This is a genomic window from Pantoea stewartii subsp. stewartii (assembly GCF_008801695.1).
Lineage (GTDB): Bacteria > Pseudomonadota > Gammaproteobacteria > Enterobacterales > Enterobacteriaceae > Pantoea > Pantoea stewartii.
Map to the genome: position 1 here is coordinate 1 of NZ_VZPF01000090.1, position 17,829 is coordinate 17,829.

The 17,829-nt window shown below is 53.4% G+C and carries 13 protein-coding genes and 1 riboswitch; of the genes, 4 read left to right on the forward strand and 9 right to left on the reverse strand.

Features of this window, described 5'->3' with window-relative positions; translation table 11 throughout:
* Positions 1–419: 419 nt before the first annotated feature.
* Both murI and btuB read right to left on the reverse strand, forming a co-directional pair.
* Positions 420–1,271 carry a glutamate racemase gene (murI, locus tag F7Q90_RS21175; RefSeq protein ID WP_006121165.1) on the reverse strand — a complete coding sequence of 284 codons (852 nt, stop codon included), beginning with the start codon at positions 1,269–1,271 and terminating at the stop codon, positions 420–422.
* Positions 1,216–3,102, reverse strand: a complete 1,887-nt coding sequence (gene btuB, locus F7Q90_RS21180; protein WP_006121166.1) for a TonB-dependent vitamin B12 receptor BtuB — start codon at positions 3,100–3,102, stop codon at positions 1,216–1,218. The genes murI and btuB overlap by 56 nt, the downstream gene beginning before the upstream one ends.
* 66 nt (positions 3,103–3,168) lie before the next feature.
* Positions 3,169–3,351, reverse strand: a riboswitch (cobalamin riboswitch).
* Positions 3,352–3,472: 121 nt separating this feature from the next.
* Between btuB and trmA the strand changes: the two genes are divergently transcribed.
* Complete coding sequence (gene trmA / locus F7Q90_RS21185; protein WP_006121167.1) at positions 3,473–4,576, forward strand: tRNA (uridine(54)-C5)-methyltransferase TrmA; 1,104 nt, start codon at positions 3,473–3,475, stop codon at positions 4,574–4,576.
* A 34-nt stretch (positions 4,577–4,610) separates the two neighbouring features.
* On the opposite strand, the gene F7Q90_RS21190 is transcribed toward trmA, so the two are convergent.
* Positions 4,611–4,964: a YijD family membrane protein gene (locus F7Q90_RS21190; RefSeq protein ID WP_006121168.1), complete on the reverse strand. Its 354-nt coding sequence runs from the start codon at positions 4,962–4,964 to the stop codon at positions 4,611–4,613.
* A gap of 14 nt (positions 4,965–4,978) precedes the next feature.
* Positions 4,979–5,626: an HTH-type transcriptional repressor FabR gene (gene fabR, locus F7Q90_RS21195; protein WP_006121169.1), complete on the reverse strand. Its 648-nt coding sequence runs from the start codon at positions 5,624–5,626 to the stop codon at positions 4,979–4,981.
* A gap of 193 nt (positions 5,627–5,819) precedes the next feature.
* Here fabR and sthA point away from each other — a divergent pair, with 193 nt between their 5' ends.
* Positions 5,820–7,220 (forward strand): Si-specific NAD(P)(+) transhydrogenase, encoded by a 1,401-nt coding sequence (gene sthA, locus F7Q90_RS21200; protein ID WP_006121170.1) that lies wholly within the window; start codon positions 5,820–5,822, stop codon positions 7,218–7,220.
* Here the strand turns inward: sthA and oxyR are convergent.
* From oxyR to argC, 5 genes are all read right to left on the reverse strand, one after another.
* Complete coding sequence (gene oxyR / locus F7Q90_RS21205) at positions 7,203–8,120, reverse strand: DNA-binding transcriptional regulator OxyR (RefSeq protein ID WP_006121171.1); 918 nt, start codon at positions 8,118–8,120, stop codon at positions 7,203–7,205. The two genes, sthA and oxyR, sit on opposite strands and share 18 nt — an antisense overlap.
* Positions 8,121–8,472: 352 nt before the next feature.
* Complete coding sequence (argH, locus tag F7Q90_RS21210; protein ID WP_006121172.1) at positions 8,473–9,846, reverse strand: argininosuccinate lyase; 1,374 nt, start codon at positions 9,844–9,846, stop codon at positions 8,473–8,475.
* Positions 9,847–9,934: 88 nt separating this feature from the next.
* Positions 9,935–11,152 (reverse strand): argininosuccinate synthase, encoded by a 1,218-nt coding sequence (locus F7Q90_RS21215; RefSeq protein ID WP_006121173.1) that lies wholly within the window; start codon positions 11,150–11,152, stop codon positions 9,935–9,937.
* A gap of 24 nt (positions 11,153–11,176) precedes the next feature.
* Positions 11,177–11,953, reverse strand: a complete 777-nt coding sequence (gene argB, locus F7Q90_RS21220; RefSeq protein WP_006121174.1) for an acetylglutamate kinase — start codon at positions 11,951–11,953, stop codon at positions 11,177–11,179.
* A 14-nt stretch (positions 11,954–11,967) separates the two neighbouring features.
* Positions 11,968–12,972, reverse strand: a complete 1,005-nt coding sequence (gene argC, locus F7Q90_RS21225; RefSeq protein ID WP_006121175.1) for an N-acetyl-gamma-glutamyl-phosphate reductase — start codon at positions 12,970–12,972, stop codon at positions 11,968–11,970.
* Positions 12,973–13,140: 168 nt separating this feature from the next.
* Here argC and argE point away from each other — a divergent pair, with 168 nt between their 5' ends.
* Together argE and ppc are read left to right on the forward strand one after the other, a co-directional pair.
* Positions 13,141–14,289, forward strand: coding sequence for an acetylornithine deacetylase (gene argE / locus F7Q90_RS21230; protein WP_006121176.1), 1,149 nt, complete (start codon positions 13,141–13,143; stop codon positions 14,287–14,289).
* A 350-nt stretch (positions 14,290–14,639) separates the two neighbouring features.
* Complete coding sequence (gene ppc, locus F7Q90_RS21235; RefSeq protein WP_006121177.1) at positions 14,640–17,288, forward strand: phosphoenolpyruvate carboxylase; 2,649 nt, start codon at positions 14,640–14,642, stop codon at positions 17,286–17,288.
* Positions 17,289–17,829 lie beyond the last annotated feature (541 nt).

Sequence of the window (17,829 nt, forward strand, 5' to 3'; positions counted from 1 at the left end):
GCCATGATCAAACTCTTCAATTTAAAGTTTGATTTGCTGCAACCAGTGCAGCGATGCTCAAGGAAAACGTCGTAATGAATTTCAATACGTGTTCACTCTTAAGACTTGATATTTTTTTGCGTCCGGAGACGCGGATATCAATCCTGCGAGTGCCCACACAGATTGTCTGATAAATTGTTAAAGAGCAGTGCCACACTTCTCTGTGGCGCGGGCTGCATATATTACGCTTTCCGCTTTATGAGTCAAGCACTTATTTTTGCTAAACTTATCGGTTCGAATGATTCTGAACCTTACTCAACCCGGCGCTTCGTATTGCGTTGTGCCGTGTCAGTGGAGGCGCATTATAGGGAGTTCTTCGAAGCTGACAAGGGCTAATTTCAATTAATTTTTCGAGTGCTGTTTTTTTCAGCAAAAACCCGCTAAAGCGCCAGTTTTTCAAGCAACGGGAAGCCATAACGCTGTAAAACCGACGATAATTGCGCCGCCTCTTCATCCAGCTCAGTGCAAAACGCCATGTTTTGATCCGGCGAGCGGACTTCGGGTGCTTCATTGTCCAGTAGCCAGGCAGTACGTCTGGCTATTGCGGCACCGGAGTCAATCAAACGCGTACCTTCAGGCAGGACATGCTGAAGCTCATCGCGAAGTAAAGGAAAGTGCGTGCAGCCTAATACGACAGTATCCGGTGGCTCCGTCATACGTAACCAGGGTTGCACAATGCGCCTGACATCATCCAGTGAAACCTTATCGCCATGAAGCTTGGCTTCGGCTAACTCCACCAGCTCGGCTGAGCCCAGCATTTCAATCTTGCAGGTTTTAGCAAACTGCGACACCAGATCATGCGTGTACGAACGCCGGACCGTTGCGCGCGTCGCCAGCAGCCCGACCACACCGTTACGTGTAAGGCGTGCAGCCGGTTTGATTGCCGGTACAACGCCGACAACCGGAAAGGCAAATCGCTCACGTAATGCAGGCAAAGTGACGGTGCTGGCGGTATTACAGGCAATAATGACGAGAGAAATGGGATGACGGCGAGTAATGGCATCAACCATCGCAACAACACGCTCGACAATAAAGGTCTCGGTTTTCTCACCATAAGGAAAACCAGCGTTATCGAACGCATAAAGATAATGCAGGTCCGGCAGGAGTTGCCGAACCTCATCATAGACAGAAAGCCCGCCTACGCCGGAATCAAACACCAGCACAGTCGGGCGCAGGTCAGAAGCTGTAGCTTCCGTTGAGGTAATACTCTCTTCCTGGAGTCTGGTAGCCATACGCTGTCTCGTAATCTTTATCGAACAGGTTGGCAATTCTACCACGAACGGTCAGATGTGATGTGACAGGATACGATACGGCGAGATCAACGGTGCTGTAGGCCGGCAAACGGCGCTGCTCACTCGTGTACTGGCTCGTGTTATTGTCATAACGCTTGCCAAAATACTGGTAAATAACATCTATATCAGCCTTATAAACCGTTACACCCAACTGATATTTCATCTGTTGACGAGACCGGCGAGCCAGGACTTCATCATCCGAATCGCGTCGGGCATCAAGATAGCCTAAGGTGATTTGATGATGCAGGAAGGACGTATCAAAGTCCGCGGTGGCTTCAATACCTTTAATTGTCACCGCTTTCTGATTGAAATAGCCGCCCTGGAATGTCACCGGATCGGACGCATAGTCAATCAGGTTCGTGACGTGATTACGGTAGGCCGCCAGCCGCCAGTTAACGGGGCCACTTAACCCTTCGAGCGCAGCTTCCCATTGTTTTGATTTCTCAGGCTGCAAATCGGGATTGGCGCTAATGCCAAAATGCTTTTGGCCATAAAGCTGCCCCAGCGTCGGTGCCTGGAAACCGGTGCCATAGGAGAGCGATGCCTTATAACCCGGCACAAACTCCCATCCAGCCGCCGTTTGCCAGGTACCATGACGACCATAATCCTGGTTATCGTCCCCCCGGACAGCACCTTCAAGCGTAACAGTGCCCAATTGCTGCTGCGTCGTCAGATATGCCCCGGTATTATCCTGCTTATAGCGGTCCGTTTCTCTGGGCTGGCCAGAAAAGAGTTGGCCTACTGAGCTCAACGCTTGCCGCTGCCAGTCAATCCCGGTACTCACCGTGCCATAACCGACTGCGAAGGCGTTCCCCCATTGAAGGTTGCGCTGATCCATATCATCCAGCGTATTGGAGTCTGCGTAACGTCCCTCAGCGCCAACATAATTATATATTTTGTACTTTTGGTAGCTGGCGACCAGTTGAGAAGAATAATCACCTTTAGTAAAGCGCAGGCCGGTATCAAAGGCGTGGTTATAAATCTGCTGCTCATCCGATCCGCCCAGGAAGCCAGCATCGTAGTCAGTATTCGCCGCATAACCATAACCACGAAAGAAACCAGAAAACATGTCATTGAACTTATGCTCAACCCCTGCCCAGAACGCTTTGTTGCGCCAGCCATCACGATCGCGATCGGCTGGAGACGTCGAATCAGGCTGGATGTTATAGCCATTGGTTGCCTGATAAGAACCGGCGACGGTAAGGCGGGTTTGGTCGGTCACATTCTGGTTTACGCCCCCGCTGTATTCCTGATATCCCTTTGACCCCATGCCTGCAGAAAGTACATTGTGATTTTGTGGATTTTGAGTAATCACGTTTACCACTCCGCCAATGGCATCAGCGCCATAGACGGAGGAGCGCGGCCCGCGAATGAATTCAACGCGTTGTATAAGGGAGATCGGAATCAGATTGAAGTCCGCTGCACCGGTGATGCCCGGTCTGGCAAAGGGCACGCCATCCACAAGAATCAACGTCTGGCGCGCTTCAGCGCCTCGCACAAACATTGACGCGCTTTGCCCAATCCCACCGTTCTGCGCAATATCCACGCCGGGCAGGCGACGAAGCACGTCTACCAGATTTTTTGCCTGCCACAGGTCAATCTCATCCCGTGTCACCACCGAGGTTGAAGCCAGTACTGACGAAACCGGCTGTTGAAAACGATTAGCCGTCACGATGAGCGCATCATCACTTCTCTGTGCAAAGCCATTTTGCGCCCAGAGGAAAATCGCCGTTGCACTGAAGGCAAACAGCGGGGTTGTTGTTTTACTCATTTTTATCGCATCCAAAAGAAAAAGGATGCCGCAGGCATACAGTCGATAGCACGCGATGACTGTACGCGTGGCGACGTCACACCGGCAGGTCTTCGGGCTGGGAATCATAGCAGGTGATGACTTCCCATCCCGCAGGACAGTGTCTGCAATTGCAATCACCCTGACATTCCTTACCGCTGCGCGTCAGCTCCAGATTCACACTGGATTCCCTGTTAACTCAAGGTTGAGGCCGATGCCCGCAGTCTACGAAGCGCGCACGGGCAAGTCCAGATCTGCACACCCCGACGCTCTGCTCGCGCGCGCAGGACTGGACATCAGCAGGTGAATCCCTACAATCGCCCGGCAAGCAGGCTATTAACCAGGATTAAACATGACACCCGAACATCTCCCTGTTGAACAGTATGACGCGCAGCTGGCGGAAAAAGTCAGTCGGTTAGAAACGATGATGACGCCTTTCGCTGCACCCGCCGTGGAGGTGTTCCGTTCACCGGTCAGCCACTATCGCATGCGTGCAGAATTCCGCATCTGGCATGATGGCGACGACATTTATCACATCATTTTCGATCAGGAGACGAAACAGCGCATTCGCGTTGACCAGTTCCCGGCGGCCAGTGCCCTGATTAACCAGATGATGCCGAAAATGACGGCGGCCATTCGCGATAATCGCATCCTGCGCCATAAGCTGTTTCAGCTTGATTATCTGTCGACGCTAAGCAACCAAATCGTCATCTCCCTGCTCTATCACCGCAAGCTGGATGAGGAATGGCAGCAGGCAGCCACAACGTTACGCGATCAGTTGCGGGCGGAAGGCGTCGATGTGCAGCTGATTGGTCGCGCCACTAAGACCAAAATTTGCCTTGATCGGGATTACGTGGAAGAGCGTTTGCCGGTCGCCGGTAAAGAGATGATTTATCGACAGGTGGAGAACAGCTTCACGCAACCCAATGCGGCGATGAACATTCATATGCTGGAATGGGCGCTGGATGTGACAACGGGTTCCCGTGGCGATTTACTGGAACTCTACTGTGGTAATGGCAACTTCTCGCTGGCGCTGGCCAGAAATTTCCGCCGCGTGCTGGCCACGGAAATTGCCAAGCCATCCGTCGCGTCGGCCCAGTACAATATTGCCGTCAACCAGATTGATAATGTCCAGATTATTCGCATGGCGGCCGAAGAGTTTACCCAGGCAATGAACGGCGTGCGCAGCTTTAACCGGCTGGAGGGGATCGACCTGAAGAGTTATGACTGCGAGACGATCTTTGTGGATCCGCCGCGCAGTGGGCTGGATGAGGAAACCGTCAGGATGGTGCAGGCTTATCGCACGATCCTGTATATTTCCTGCAACCCGCAAACCCTGTGTGACAATCTGCTGGAGCTGGCGCAAACCCATGATGTCACGCGACTGGCCCTGTTTGACCAGTTCCCGTATACCCATCATATGGAATGCGGTGTGCTACTGACGCGCAAAGCGTAAAAAAACGGGAACCCAAGGGTTCCCGTTTTTGTGATTACCGGTTGCGATTGCGCTTGTAACGCAGGGCAATCCAGAACACCAGCCCGACCATAAGAATCGTGGGGATAAAGTTAGATCCGATATCCGGATATTCGGCACGCACTAATGCGCTGTACACCAGGATTCCCAGCAGGAAGAAGGCCGCAGCCAGCCCCGGAACCCCATCGGGCATACTTTTATTCAGGTAACGTTGATGCAGGCACCATGCCGCCAGCCCCAACGCAATCAACGGGAAAATAGAAAAAGGAACGAAAGCACTAAACAGCACAGAGAACGAGCCGTTCATAGCAAGGCCGGTAATAAAAGCCAGTAACATCGTGCCTTTATCACGGGAGCTTGGGTGGGTCATGGCAGGGTCCTTATTCATAGCTCTTCAGGTTTATCCAGGGTTACCGCCAGGCGTTCTTGTTCCCGGCGATACCAGTAATACGCGCCCTTCGCGATCATACGTAACTGCAATACCAGGCGATCTTCCAGCTTACGACGCTGCGCTATATCAATATCCAGCGCCTCGGCACCGGCACTGAAGACAATGGTCACCATCGCTTCAGCCTGCGCTTCGGTGAAGCTGCGCGGCATGCGGTTTTCGACCTCAAGATAATCAGCCAGTTCAGCAATAAAATGTTGGATTTCACGCGCAACCGCCGCACGGAAAGCCGCAGACGTCCCCGAACGTTCGCGTAACAGCAACCGAAACGCATTAGGGTTATTTTCGATGAACTCCATAAAGGTGGCGATAGAGGTTTTAATGATGCTGCCGCCTTTCGCAATACGTTGACGTGCCTGTCGCATCAACTGCCGCAGCATCAGCCCGCTTTCATCCACCATGGTTAAACCCAGCTCATCGACATCTTTAAAGTGCCGATAAAAAGAGGTTGGCGCGATGCCCGCCTCGCGGGCAACCTCACGTAAACTCAGACTGGCAAAACTGCGTTCGGCGCTGAGCTGACTGAAGGCAGCTTCAATCAGTGTACGTCGTGTACGTTCTTTTTGTTGCGCTCTGACGCCCATTCTCTCTGCCTTGTGAGGTTCTGAAACAGCACTATAACAAAATATTCAGCGTACAGTCCGGCAAACTTTGTGACGACGTGTTAAACCTCACTGAAAGCCAAAACGTGATGAAAATCGCTGTTAGAATTCAGAAGTGCGCGGCGAGATGTTAGAATCTCGTTGTAAAAATGTATAAATAATAGGACGTACCGGTATGCAAAAGTCTTACGATTACGATGTCATTGTGATTGGATCAGGACCAGGCGGTGAAGGTGCGGCGATGGGGCTGGTGAAGCAAGGCGCCCGAATTGCGGTTATCGAACGCTATCACAACATAGGCGGCGGCTGTACACACTGGGGTACGATCCCCTCGAAAGCCCTTCGTCATGCTGTGAGCCGCATCATCGAGTTCAACCAGAATCCCCTCTACAGTGACCATACCCGCCTTCTCCGCTCATCGTTTGCCGATATTCTCAATCACACGGAAAGCGTGATCAGCCAACAAACCGCAATGCGTCAGGGTTTTTACGAGCGCAATCGCTGTGAGCTGTTTCAGGGCAATGCGCATTTCGTGGATGCCAACACGGTTGAAGTGGAACATCATGATGGCACGCGCGAACAGCTGACCGCCGGGAAATTTATTATTGCCTGTGGTTCGCGCCCTTATCATCCGCATGATGTCGACTTTACCCATCCACGTATTTACGATTCCGATTCTATTCTCAACCTGCATCATGAACCCGGCCACGTCATCATTTATGGCGCGGGTGTGATTGGCTGTGAATATGCTTCCATTTTCCGTGGGCTTAACGTCAAGGTTGACCTGATCAACACCCGTGACCGCCTGCTGGCGTTCCTTGATCAGGAGATGTCTGACTCGCTGTCTTATCACTTCTGGAACAGCGGCGTGGTGATTCGTCACAACGAAGAGTTTGAGAAGATTGAAGGCGTGGATGACGGCGTTATCATGCACCTGAAATCCGGCAAGAAAGTCAAAGCGGACTGCCTGCTGTATGCGAACGGCCGTACAGGTAACACCGATTCACTGTCGCTGGAAAATGTTGGTCTGGAAGCGGATGGCCGTGGGCTGTTGAAAGTGAACAGCATGTATCAGACAGCGCAGCCGCACATTTATGCAGTGGGCGACGTCATTGGTTACCCCAGCCTGGCCTCCGCTGCTTACGATCAGGGCCGTATTGCCGCACAGGCCATCATTAAAGGCGAAGCCTCAGCGCACCTGATCGAAGACATTCCGACCGGGATTTATACCATTCCGGAAATCAGCTCTGTAGGCAAAACCGAACAGCAGCTCACGGCGATGAAAGTGCCTTACGAAGTGGGACGTGCGCAGTTTAAACATCTGGCGCGTGCGCAGATTGTGGGGATGAACGTCGGTAGTCTGAAGATCCTGTTCCACCGTGAAACCAAAGAGATTCTGGGCATTCACTGCTTTGGGGAACGTGCTGCGGAGATTATCCATATCGGTCAGGCGATCATGGAGCAAAAAAATGGTGGCAACACAATTGAGTACTTTGTGAATACCACCTTTAACTACCCGACCATGGCAGAAGCGTATCGCGTCGCCGCGCTAAACGGTTTAAACCGCCTGTTTTAGCGTGGTATCGAAATAGCCTTGCATATGTGTGCGGATTGCCTCTGCCAGTTGTTCATAACGGCTGCGCAGAGGTGAGCCGGGACGGTAAACCAGCGCAATCGTACGCTGTGGTACCGGCTTATAACAGGGCAGATAACAAACCCCATCCCGCACACGCTGTGGCGGGACAGCCAGAGCAGGCAGTAACGTAATACCGCTTCCTGCCGCGACCATATTGCGCAACGTTTCCAGGCTTGTCGCACGGAAATGGGTATCTTCGTCTGCACCCGCTTCAAAACAAAAACCCATGGCCTGATCGCGCAGGCAGTGGCCGTCTTCCAGCATCAGCAGTTTTTCACCGGCCAGATCGGACATTGGCACACGATCGCGTTCGCGCCACGGATGATCCTCATAAACCGCCAGCTTCATCGGTTCATCGAACAGCGGGACCTCAATAAAGGCTTCGCTTTCTTTGACCAGCGCCAGAATCGCGCAGTCCAGTTTGCCGCTGTCGAGCTGAGCCAGCAATTGCTGGGTCTGTGCTTCATGCAGGTACATTTCCAGCTTTGGAAAAGTCTGATGCAGCATAGGAATAATTTGCGGCAGTAAATACGGACCGGTGGTGGGAATCAGCCCAATATGCAGTGGTCCTGACATCGCTTCGCCCTGCTGACTGGCCATCTCTTTCAGCACTTTGACTTCACGAAGGACAGTACGCGCCTGGTCGACCAGCAGCAAACCGGCCTGCGTAAACAGTACTTTGCGGCTGGTACGTTCCAGCAGCATGACACCTAACTCATCTTCTAATTTGCGAATCTGCCCGCTTAAGGTCGGCTGACTGACATGACAGGCATCCGCCGCACGTCGGAAGTGACGATGTTCAGCAAGCGAAACCAGATATTCAAGATCACGGATATTCATTATTACCCTCCATTCCACGATAGCTCGTGGCGATAGATAGAATAGCAACCAACGATTGGCCCTATCAAGAGCGGATGGGAATAATGCCCACATCAAATTCAGACTCATCGCCACCCAGGGAAATGTTTTCTGAATCATAAAGACAGCGTTATCCGCTGTTTTTAGCTGACGCAAATCTTCTGGCAACGCTGATAAAACAAAAAACTGAACAGGCGCAGGCCAGACGACAAGCGTAACGAATCTGAACATCGGTCGGGAGCACCGATGGTCTGATGATGTGCCTAAAATAAAAGTAGTTTCTGAAGCTAGAGGTTGGCGGGCATGGTATGCCCGCTCTTTTTTTATCTGCGACTCAGGCTAAGCGCGCTTTGGCATCCGCAATGGCACGGGCAACCTGAGACGGTGAAACGCCTCCCTGCGCATTGCGCTTATCCAGGCAGGATGACAGGGCCAGCACCGGATAGACATCGTCTTCGATAACAGCACTGAACTGCTTAAGCTGAGATAACGACAAGGCTTCCAGTGCCACACCTTGCGCGATCGCTGCAACGACCGTTTCTCCCACGATATGGTGCGCTTCACGGAAGGGAACGCCTTTTGCCACGAGATAATCGGCCAGTTCCGTTGAGTTTGCGTAACCCTGTTCGGCCGCTTCCTGGCAGCGAGGACGTTTTACCTGCAAACCTTCCAGCACCAGCACGGACATATGCAGGCAGTCCAGCCAGGTATACAGCGCATCAAACAGCCCTTCTTTGTCTTCCTGCATGTCTTTGTTATAGGCAAGCGGCAGGCCTTTCAGCGTCATCATCATGCCGGTTAACGCGCCCTGAACCCGCCCGCATTTTCCACGGATCAGCTCCAGTGCATCCGGATTTTTCTTCTGTGGCATCAGGGACGAACCTGAGGTGACTTTATCCGAGAGTTCGATAAAGCCGGCTTCGCCGGTATTGAAGAAAATCATGTCTTCCGCAAAACGTGAAAGGTGCACCATGCCGATTGACGCATCGGAAAGCAGCTCCAGCACATGATCACGGTCGGATACGGTATCCAGGCTGTTACGCGTTGCAGACGCGAAGCCTAACCAGCCTGCCAGTTGCTCACGGTCAATAGCGTAAGCCGTTCCGGCCAGTGCACCACAACCTAACGGGCTGACATCAAGACGCTTTAACGTATCCTGCAAACGGCTTTCATCGCGCGCCAGCATTTCAACGTAAGCGAGGCACCAGTGTGCAAACGTCACCGGCTGTGCACGCTGTAAATGTGTATAGCCCGGCATCACCGCGTCCTGATTGACTTCGGCAGTCGCCACCAGCGCCTGCTGCAGCTCACGTGTGGCATCCAGCAGTGCGGCAACCTGCTCTTTACACCAGAGTTTCAGGTCGGTCGCCACCTGATCATTGCGGCTACGGCCGGTGTGCAGTTTTTTGCCCAGCGCACCGACTTTCTCAATCAACTGGCCTTCAACCCAGCTGTGAATATCTTCGGCATCGCTTTGCAGGATTTGCTCAGGATTGGCACGAACCTCCTCCAGCAGTGCGTTCAGTGCGGCTTCAAGCTGCTGCTGCTCATCACTGCTCAGGACATTTACCGTCACCAGCGCTTTGGACCAGGCCACTGAGCCAATGATGTCCTGCTCTGCCAGGCGGTAATCAAAACGCAGCGAGTCGTTGAACTGTTTGAAACGTTGATCTGCTGCCTGGGTAAAGCGTCCACCCCAAAGTGCCATGTGAATCTCCTTCAAGTCGTTAAACCAGGGGCGGCCTGAAAGCCGCCCCTGATGTCATACTGAGAGGCGAGGCGATCCCCGCCTGCGATTACTTTTTCTGCTCGTTCAGCGCACGGATACGTGAAGAGAGTGAGAACAGACGGATAAAGCCGCCTGCATGACGATGATCGTAAACTTCGTCTTCGCCGAAGGTCGCGAACTCTTCGGAATACAGGCTGTTAGCTGAACGCTTCTGCGTCGCCGTGGCCTGACCTTTGTAGAGTTGCAGAACCACTTCGCCGTTAACCTCTTCCGCCAGCGACTCTGCCGCCGCCTGGATAGACTTACGCAGCGGTGCAAACCAGCGACCATCGTAAACCACATAAGACATTTCATGGCCCAACTGCTCACGCCATTTGAAGCTGTCGCGATCCAGAACCAGTTGCTCTACCGCACGCAGCGCGTTAACCATAATGGTGCCGCCAGGGGTTTCGTAACAGCCGCGTGATTTAATGCCTACCAGACGGTTTTCAACGATATCAATACGGCCCACGCCGTGTTTTGCGCCCAGCACGTTCAGTTTTTCCAGACACTGGAACGGGCTCAGTCTTTCACCGTTCACCGCCACCACGCGGCCTTTTTCAACGGTTACTGTCACGTCTTCTGGCTGATCGGGCGCTTCCAGCGGATCGACAGTCCAGACCCAGCAATCTTTGTTAGGTGCGTTAGACGGGCTTTCCAGCACACCGCCTTCGGTAGAAATGTGCCAGGCGTTTTCATCACGGCTGTAGATTTTTTCCAGCGACGCGGTGGTAGGGATGTTACGCGCTTTCAGATAATCCAGCAGCGCTTCACGCGAACGCAGATCCCACTCGCGCCATGGCGCCACCACTTTCAGCTGCGGCGCCAGTGCGGTGTAAGTGGTTTCGAAACGCACCTGGTCATTACCTTTACCCGTGGCACCGTGGCACAGCGCATCAGCACCCACTTTCAGCGCCAGCTCAACCTGGGCTTTCGCGATGATAGGACGCGCCATTGAGGTACCCAGCAGATACGTCCCTTCATACAGGGCCCCGGTCTGCAGCACCGGATAAACGTAGTCACTGATAAACTCTTCACGCAGATCGACAACGTGACATTCTGATGCACCTGACTGCAGCGCTTTCTTATCAACGCCTTCCAGATCGCTACGTTCCTGACCGATATCCGCCACGAACGCGACCACTTCACAGCCGCCATAGTTTTCTTTCAGCCAGGGAATAATGGCCGAAGTATCCAGACCACCGGAGTAAGCCAGTACGATTTTTTTGATGTTTTGCGTTTGCATTTCGTAATCCTTGAATCTGAGTCGTTAAGCGAGAATCCGGGTGCCAATGGACACGCCGTTAAAAAGGGTAGGTAACTGCTCGGCATGACGCCAGCTGGCAATATCGACCGGACGGCCCAGCGTGCGTGCCGCATCCAGCGCAGCGTTCACTTTGACAATCATGCCATCGGTGATGATGCCCTGAGCGATCAGCTGTTCTGCTTTATCTGCCGTCATTTCTTCGATGCGCTGACCTTTGCCATCAAGAATGCCGCTGACGTCCGATAACAAGACTAAGTCAGCACCCAGCGTTGAGGCCAGCGCTGTGGCAGCCTGATCGGCATTGACGTTCATAAGCTCACCGCTGTCGGTGATGCCGATTGAACTGACAACGGGCATGTAACCTGCACCCAGCAGCGTGTTAATTAATGCAGGATTGCCCGGCGTTGCGTTGCCCACATGGCCCAGCGCTTCATCTAACTGGGTGACATTGACCAGGCCCGCATCGCCCAGACACAGACCGACGGCCTGAATGCCGTATTTTTTCGCCCAGGCCAACAGCGTTTTATTGGCGGTACCAGCCAGTGCGCCGGTGATGATGTCAATCTGATCGGCAGGCGTAACACGCAAACCGTTCTTCTTTTGCACCGGCAGCGCCAGTTTTTTCATCAGTTCATCGACCAGGCAACCGCCACCGTGAACGATAATCAGGGGGCGCTGATGAGCAGAACGGTAGGCCAGCAACGCGTCAAATAAACGGGCCAGTGCTTCTTCGCTGTCTAACAGCACACCGCCCAGCTTGATAATTAATGGATTAGTCATGGTTTAGTCGTCCGTTAAATCAGTGACTGCGTTTCAGGGAAACCGAAACGAATATTAAGGCACTGTACTGCCTGAGAGGCTGCCCCTTTAAGCAGGTTATCTTCAGCAGCCACCACAATCAGGTGTTCGCCCTGTACGGCAAAGCCAATATCACAATAAGGCAGACCGACCACGGCTTTCAGTGCCGGTACGCCTTGCTCGTAAACGCGTACCAGCGGCTTATCGTGGTAGGCATTGTGAAAGACCTCAGCGACATCATCACGGCTGACGCCGGCATTAAGACGGCAGGTGATCGTGGCCAGGATGCCACGCGGGAAACTGCCCAGGTGCGGCGTAAAAATTACCGGTGTACCCAGGTGCGCCACAATTTCAGGATGATGACGATGATTAAAAATACCGTAAGGCTGCAGACTGACTTCACAGAAGCTGGTACCAACATTCGCTTTGCGCCCTGCTCCACTGACGCCACTGGTGGCATTGATGACCGGCCACTGCGCCTCATTCAGTAAACCGGCATCCACCAACGGCTTGAGTGCCAACTGAGAGGCGGTGGGATAGCAGCCAGGGACGGCAATCAGCTGTGCTTCTTTGATTTTTTCCTGCTGGAACTCCGCCAGACCGTAAACGGCTTTATCCAGCCAGTCCCCATGCTGGTGCGTGAAGCCATAAAACTGCGTGTAAAACTCGCCGTCGTTGACGCGGAAAGCGCCGGACAGATCGAACACGACGCAGCCAGCTTTCAGAAATTCAGGCGCCAGGTCGTGGCTGACTTCGTGGGCCGTCGCCAGAAACACCACATCAACTTTATCTGCCCATTCGTCGGCGCGGCTCAGTGGCTGCAGCGGCAGATCCACCACGCCTTTCAGCTGTGGATGAAGATCGGACAAGCGCTTACCCGCATCGGGACTTTGCGCAGACACCGCCAAAGCGGTTATGTTGATATGTGGATGGCGATTAAGGAAGGTGGCAAGCTCTACGCCAGCGTAACCACTGGCACCAACGATCAGCGTATTCAACATCAGGCTGTATACCTTTATTACAGTCACACGTTCCGGGTCGCGGCCTTGCCCCGTTGCCCACGATGTCGTTTGCAGCGATTTAAGGTTCACATGCACACGACGTTAATGTATTTTTATTCACTATAAATGCATGAATATTGATACATCCTAACTCAAGGACCGTCAACAGTGAAGACAAAATTACCGCCTTTTATCGAACTCTACCGCCAGTTGATCGCAACACCGTCTATCAGCGCAACCGATGCCGCTCTCGATCAGAGCAATGAAACTTTAATCAATTTACTGGCTGGCTGGTTCCGTGACCTGGGTTTTACCGTGGAAGTCCAACCCGTGCCGGGCACGCGGCATAAATTTAATATGCTGGCGCGCACCGGAAGCGGTGCGGGCGGTCTGCTGCTTGCCGGGCACACCGATACCGTTCCGTTTGATGATGGTCGCTGGACTCGCGATCCCTTTACCCTGACCGAGCACGACAATAAGTTGTACGGTCTGGGTACCGCCGATATGAAAGGCTTCTTCGCGTTTATTCTGGACACGCTCCGTGATGTGGATGTGACAGCCCTGAGTAAGCCGCTTTATATTCTGGCCACCGCTGATGAAGAAACCACCATGGCGGGCGCGTCATATTTTGCCGCATCCACACAGCTTCGCCCTGACTGCGCCATTATTGGCGAACCGACGTCGCTGAAACCTGTTCGTGCGCACAAAGGACATATCTCGAATGCGATTCGTATTCAGGGTCAATCCGGCCATTCCAGCGATCCGGCTCGCGGCGTCAACGCCATTGAGCTGATGCATGAGTCGATTACCGAACTCATGCAACTGCGCAATACGCTGAAATCCCGTTACAACCATGATGGTTTTGCGATTCCTTATCCCACAATGAACTTTGGTCATATTCATGGCGGTGATGCAGCAAACCGTATCTGCGCCTGCTGCGAATTGCACATGGACATCCGCCCTTTGCCGGGGCTGACGCTGAGCGATCTTGACGCGCTGCTGAATGAGGCACTGGCGCCGGTGAGCGAACGCTGGCCGGGACGGATTACCATCGAAGAATTGCATCCACCGATTCCGGGCTATGAATGTCCGGTTGACCACGAGCTGGTCAAGGTGGTGGAAAAACTGCTGGGTACACCGACAGAAGTGGTGAATTATTGCACTGAAGCCCCGTTTATCCAGCAACTTTGTCCAACGCTGGTGCTGGGCCCGGGTTCTATCAACCAGGCGCATCAGCCGGACGAATTTATCGATACCGCATTTATTCAGCCTACGCGCGCCTTAATCGCTCAGGTTGTGCAGCATTTCTGTCACTAATTATCATCAAACGGGGCATTTCACTGTATTAACAGCAAAATGCCCTGCCAATCTGTGGGATTTGATAATAAGAATAACTTATCCCGCTTCGCCGCTATCAAATTCCATGAATTTCCGTCAGTTAGCTGCACGTTTCCCTCACTTTAAGTCATTTGACGAACGCCTGATTACGTGGCTAGATAAAAGACGATGTTATACCCACTGGGCAATCATCCCACTTTATTCAGCTTGCGACGGGCAGCAACTGAAGAACCCCGGTCAGAGCCGGGAGGACGACGTTGCTGGCTTTTCTGCTGCCTGAAAAGGCCGGGTATAGCGGTTTATCAAGACGATAAGGGTGTCAGGGTCACATGAACGAACAATATTCCGCAATGCGAAGTAATGTCAGTATGCTCGGCAAACTGCTCGGGGATACGATTAAGGATGCGCTGGGAGAGAATATCCTGGGCCAGGTGGAAACCATCCGTAAACTCTCTAAGTCATCCCGTGCAGGAAATGACACTCATCGTAAGGAATTGCTGAATACGCTGCAAAACCTGTCAAATGACGAGTTATTGCCCGTGGCGCGTGCCTTTAGTCAGTTCCTCAACCTCACTAACGTGGCTGAGCAGTATCAAACGATTTCCCGCAGCGGCGATGGCGCAAACCACCCTGAACTGTTGAAAAAAACATTTGAAACCCTCAAGCAAAATAATCTCAGTGAAAGTGCGATTCATAAAGCCATTGAATCACTTTCCCTGGAACTGGTTTTAACCGCGCACCCTACTGAAATTACACGCCGCACGCTGATTCACAAACTGGGCGAGGTCAACAGCTGTCTTGAACAGCTCGACCACAGCGATATCTCTGAATACGAACGCAACCAGATTATGCGCCGCCTGCGCCAACTGGTCGCGCAGGCCTGGCATACGGATGAGATCCGTAAATACCGTCCCACGCCGGTTGATGAAGCCAAGTGGGGATTTGCCGTCGTTGAAAACAGCCTGTGGGAAGGTGTACCTGCATTTTTGCGTGAGCTGAATGAGCAGGTAGAAGAGACGTTTGGCATTAAGTTACCGGTTGATTTTGTGCCGGTGCAGTTCACCTCCTGGATGGGCGGAGACCGTGACGGTAACCCGAACGTCACCGCCGCCATTACCCGCCATGTTATGCAGCTCAGCCGCTGGAAAGCCACCGATCTGTTTCTGCGCGATATTGGCGTGTTGATTTCGGAACTGTCGATGTCCGAATGCAGTCAGGAAGTTGCCGAGCTGAGTGGCGATCCTGAAGCGCTGGAGCCGTATCGCGTGATCTTAAAGCGTCTGCGCAGTCAGCTAATGTCTACCCAGGCTTACCTGGAGCGCCGCCTGAAAGGCGAGCGCTTGCCCCGCCCGGCAGACCTGCTGGTCTCCAACGCGCAGTTGTGGGATCCGCTTTTCGCTATCTATCAGTCCCTGCAGCAGTGCGGCATGGGCATTATTGCCAACGGTCAGTTACTGGATACGCTGCGCCGTGTGAAATGCTTTGGCGTGCCGCTGGTTCGCATCGACGTCCGTCAGGAAAGCACCCGTCACACTGAAGCTATCGCTGAAATTACCCGCTATCTGGGCCTGGGCGATTATGAAAGCTGGTCGGAAGCCGACAAGCAGGCTTTTCTTATCCGTGAGCTGAACTCCAAGCGCCCTTTACTTCCTCGCAGTTGGGAACCGAGTGACGAAACCCGCGAAGTGCTGGAAACCTGCAAAGTAGTGGCAGAAGCGCCCCAGGGCTCTATCGCAGCCTATGTCATTTCGATGGCGAAAACGCCGTCTGATGTCCTTGCCGTCCATCTGTTACTGAAAGAGGCTGGCATTCCGTTCGCTATGCCGGTTGCTCCCCTGTTTGAAACCCTGGATGACCTGAACAATGCCAATGATGTGATGAGCAAACTGCTTAACATCGACTGGTACCGTGGTTTTATTCAGGGCAAACAAATGGTCATGATTGGCTATTCCGACTCGGCGAAAGATGCCGGCGTGATGGCCGCCAGCTGGGCACAATACCAGGCACAGGATGCACTGATTAAAACCTGCGAAAAGGCGGGCGTTTCCCTCACGCTATTCCACGGACGCGGCGGCACCATCGGCCGCGGTGGTGCACCCGCGCATGCCGCACTGCTGTCCCAGCCGCCAGGCAGCCTCAAAGGCGGCCTGCGCGTGACGGAACAGGGCGAAATGATTCGCTTCAAGTACGGCTTGCCGGAAGTCACTATCGCCAGCCTGTCGCTTTATACCGGCGCGATTCTGGAAGCCAACCTGATGCCGCCGCCGGAACCCAAACCGGAATGGCGTAATATCATGAACCAGCTTTCTGCCGACTCCTGCGCCATGTACCGGGGTTATGTGCGTGAGAATAAGGATTTTGTGCCTTACTTCCGTTCCGCAACCCCTGAGCAGGAACTGGGCAAGCTGCCCCTGGGCTCTCGTCCGGCGAAGCGTCGTCCGACGGGCGGTGTGGAATCCCTGCGCGCCATTCCCTGGATTTTTGCCTGGACGCAAAACCGCCTGATGTTACCCGCCTGGCTGGGCGCGGGCGCCGCCCTGCAGCAGGCGATGCTGGCAGGCCATCAGGATCAGCTTGAGGCCATGTGCCGCGACTGGCCTTTTTTCTCAACCCGCCTTGGTATGCTGGAAATGGTGTTTTCGAAAGCAGACCTGTGGCTGGCGGAGTATTACGATCAGCGACTGGTTGATAAATCGTTATGGCCATTAGGTAAACAGCTGCGTGACCAGCTGGATGCCGATATTAAAGCGGTGCTGACCATCGCCAACGATTCCCATCTGATGGCGGACCAGCCGTGGATTGCCGAATCGATTGCCCTGCGTAACGTTTATACCGATCCCCTGAACGTACTCCAGGCAGAGCTGCTTCACCGTTCACGTGCACAGGAAGCCCGTGGTGAAGAACCGGATGCGCGCGTCGAACAGGCGCTGATGGTAACGATTGCCGGTGTCGCTGCAGGGATGCGTAATACAGGTTAACTCACAGAAACAGGGCGGTTGATACCGCCCTGTTTCGTATCAGTTAACGTCATCCTCATATCGCCATTACAGGTCGCCCAACTGACGCGGGGGCAAAAGGTATCGCACCTTTCAGATTGTAGAAATGCCGGTCTTTTACCCTTTCGCGTGACAGAATATTCACCCTGCTCGTAGCAGGCTCAGGTGACCAATGGCATGCCATAGCTTCTCTGCCATTTCGCTGATCCGGGGCGGGAAGAATGAAGAGTAATCTGTCCGTTTAGCGCTGACCGGCAAAAAAACGCATCCTGCCACCACCACCCAACGCTTCCCCCTCAACATAGTGAGACGTTCAGACATTCAACGTGACCGATGCTCCCCTCAGCGCCAGTCAAAATGGCGCCACAGGCAGGCAAACGTTACCGCACGTTATGAGTAAGCGTCACATTTAAACCGTCTGTGCAGCGGGCTCCGGTTCCGGGAAAATAGTGTCCATCATTTTTTAATGGACACTATCGCGTGAAACACCGGACATGGCTCCTTGAGGCGCTTCGCCTCCATT

Excerpts from the sequence above, each read along its gene's own strand:
- murI (WP_006121165.1), bottom strand. The coding sequence starts at position 1,271 with ATGGCTACCAGACTCCAGGAAGAGAGTATTACCTCAACGGAAGCTACA.
- btuB (WP_006121166.1), bottom strand. The coding sequence starts at position 3,102 with ATGAGTAAAACAACAACCCCGCTGTTTGCCTTCAGTGCAACGGCGATT.
- trmA (WP_006121167.1), top strand. The coding sequence starts at position 3,473 with ATGACACCCGAACATCTCCCTGTTGAACAGTATGACGCGCAGCTGGCG.
- F7Q90_RS21190 (WP_006121168.1), bottom strand. The coding sequence starts at position 4,964 with ATGACCCACCCAAGCTCCCGTGATAAAGGCACGATGTTACTGGCTTTT.
- fabR (WP_006121169.1), bottom strand. The coding sequence starts at position 5,626 with ATGGGCGTCAGAGCGCAACAAAAAGAACGTACACGACGTACACTGATT.
- sthA (WP_006121170.1), top strand. The coding sequence starts at position 5,820 with ATGCAAAAGTCTTACGATTACGATGTCATTGTGATTGGATCAGGACCA.
- oxyR (WP_006121171.1), bottom strand. The coding sequence starts at position 8,120 with ATGAATATCCGTGATCTTGAATATCTGGTTTCGCTTGCTGAACATCGT.
- argH (WP_006121172.1), bottom strand. The coding sequence starts at position 9,846 with ATGGCACTTTGGGGTGGACGCTTTACCCAGGCAGCAGATCAACGTTTC.
- F7Q90_RS21215 (WP_006121173.1), bottom strand. The coding sequence starts at position 11,152 with ATGCAAACGCAAAACATCAAAAAAATCGTACTGGCTTACTCCGGTGGT.
- argB (WP_006121174.1), bottom strand. The coding sequence starts at position 11,953 with ATGACTAATCCATTAATTATCAAGCTGGGCGGTGTGCTGTTAGACAGC.
- argC (WP_006121175.1), bottom strand. The coding sequence starts at position 12,972 with ATGTTGAATACGCTGATCGTTGGTGCCAGTGGTTACGCTGGCGTAGAG.
- ppc (WP_006121177.1), top strand. The coding sequence starts at position 14,640 with ATGAACGAACAATATTCCGCAATGCGAAGTAATGTCAGTATGCTCGGC.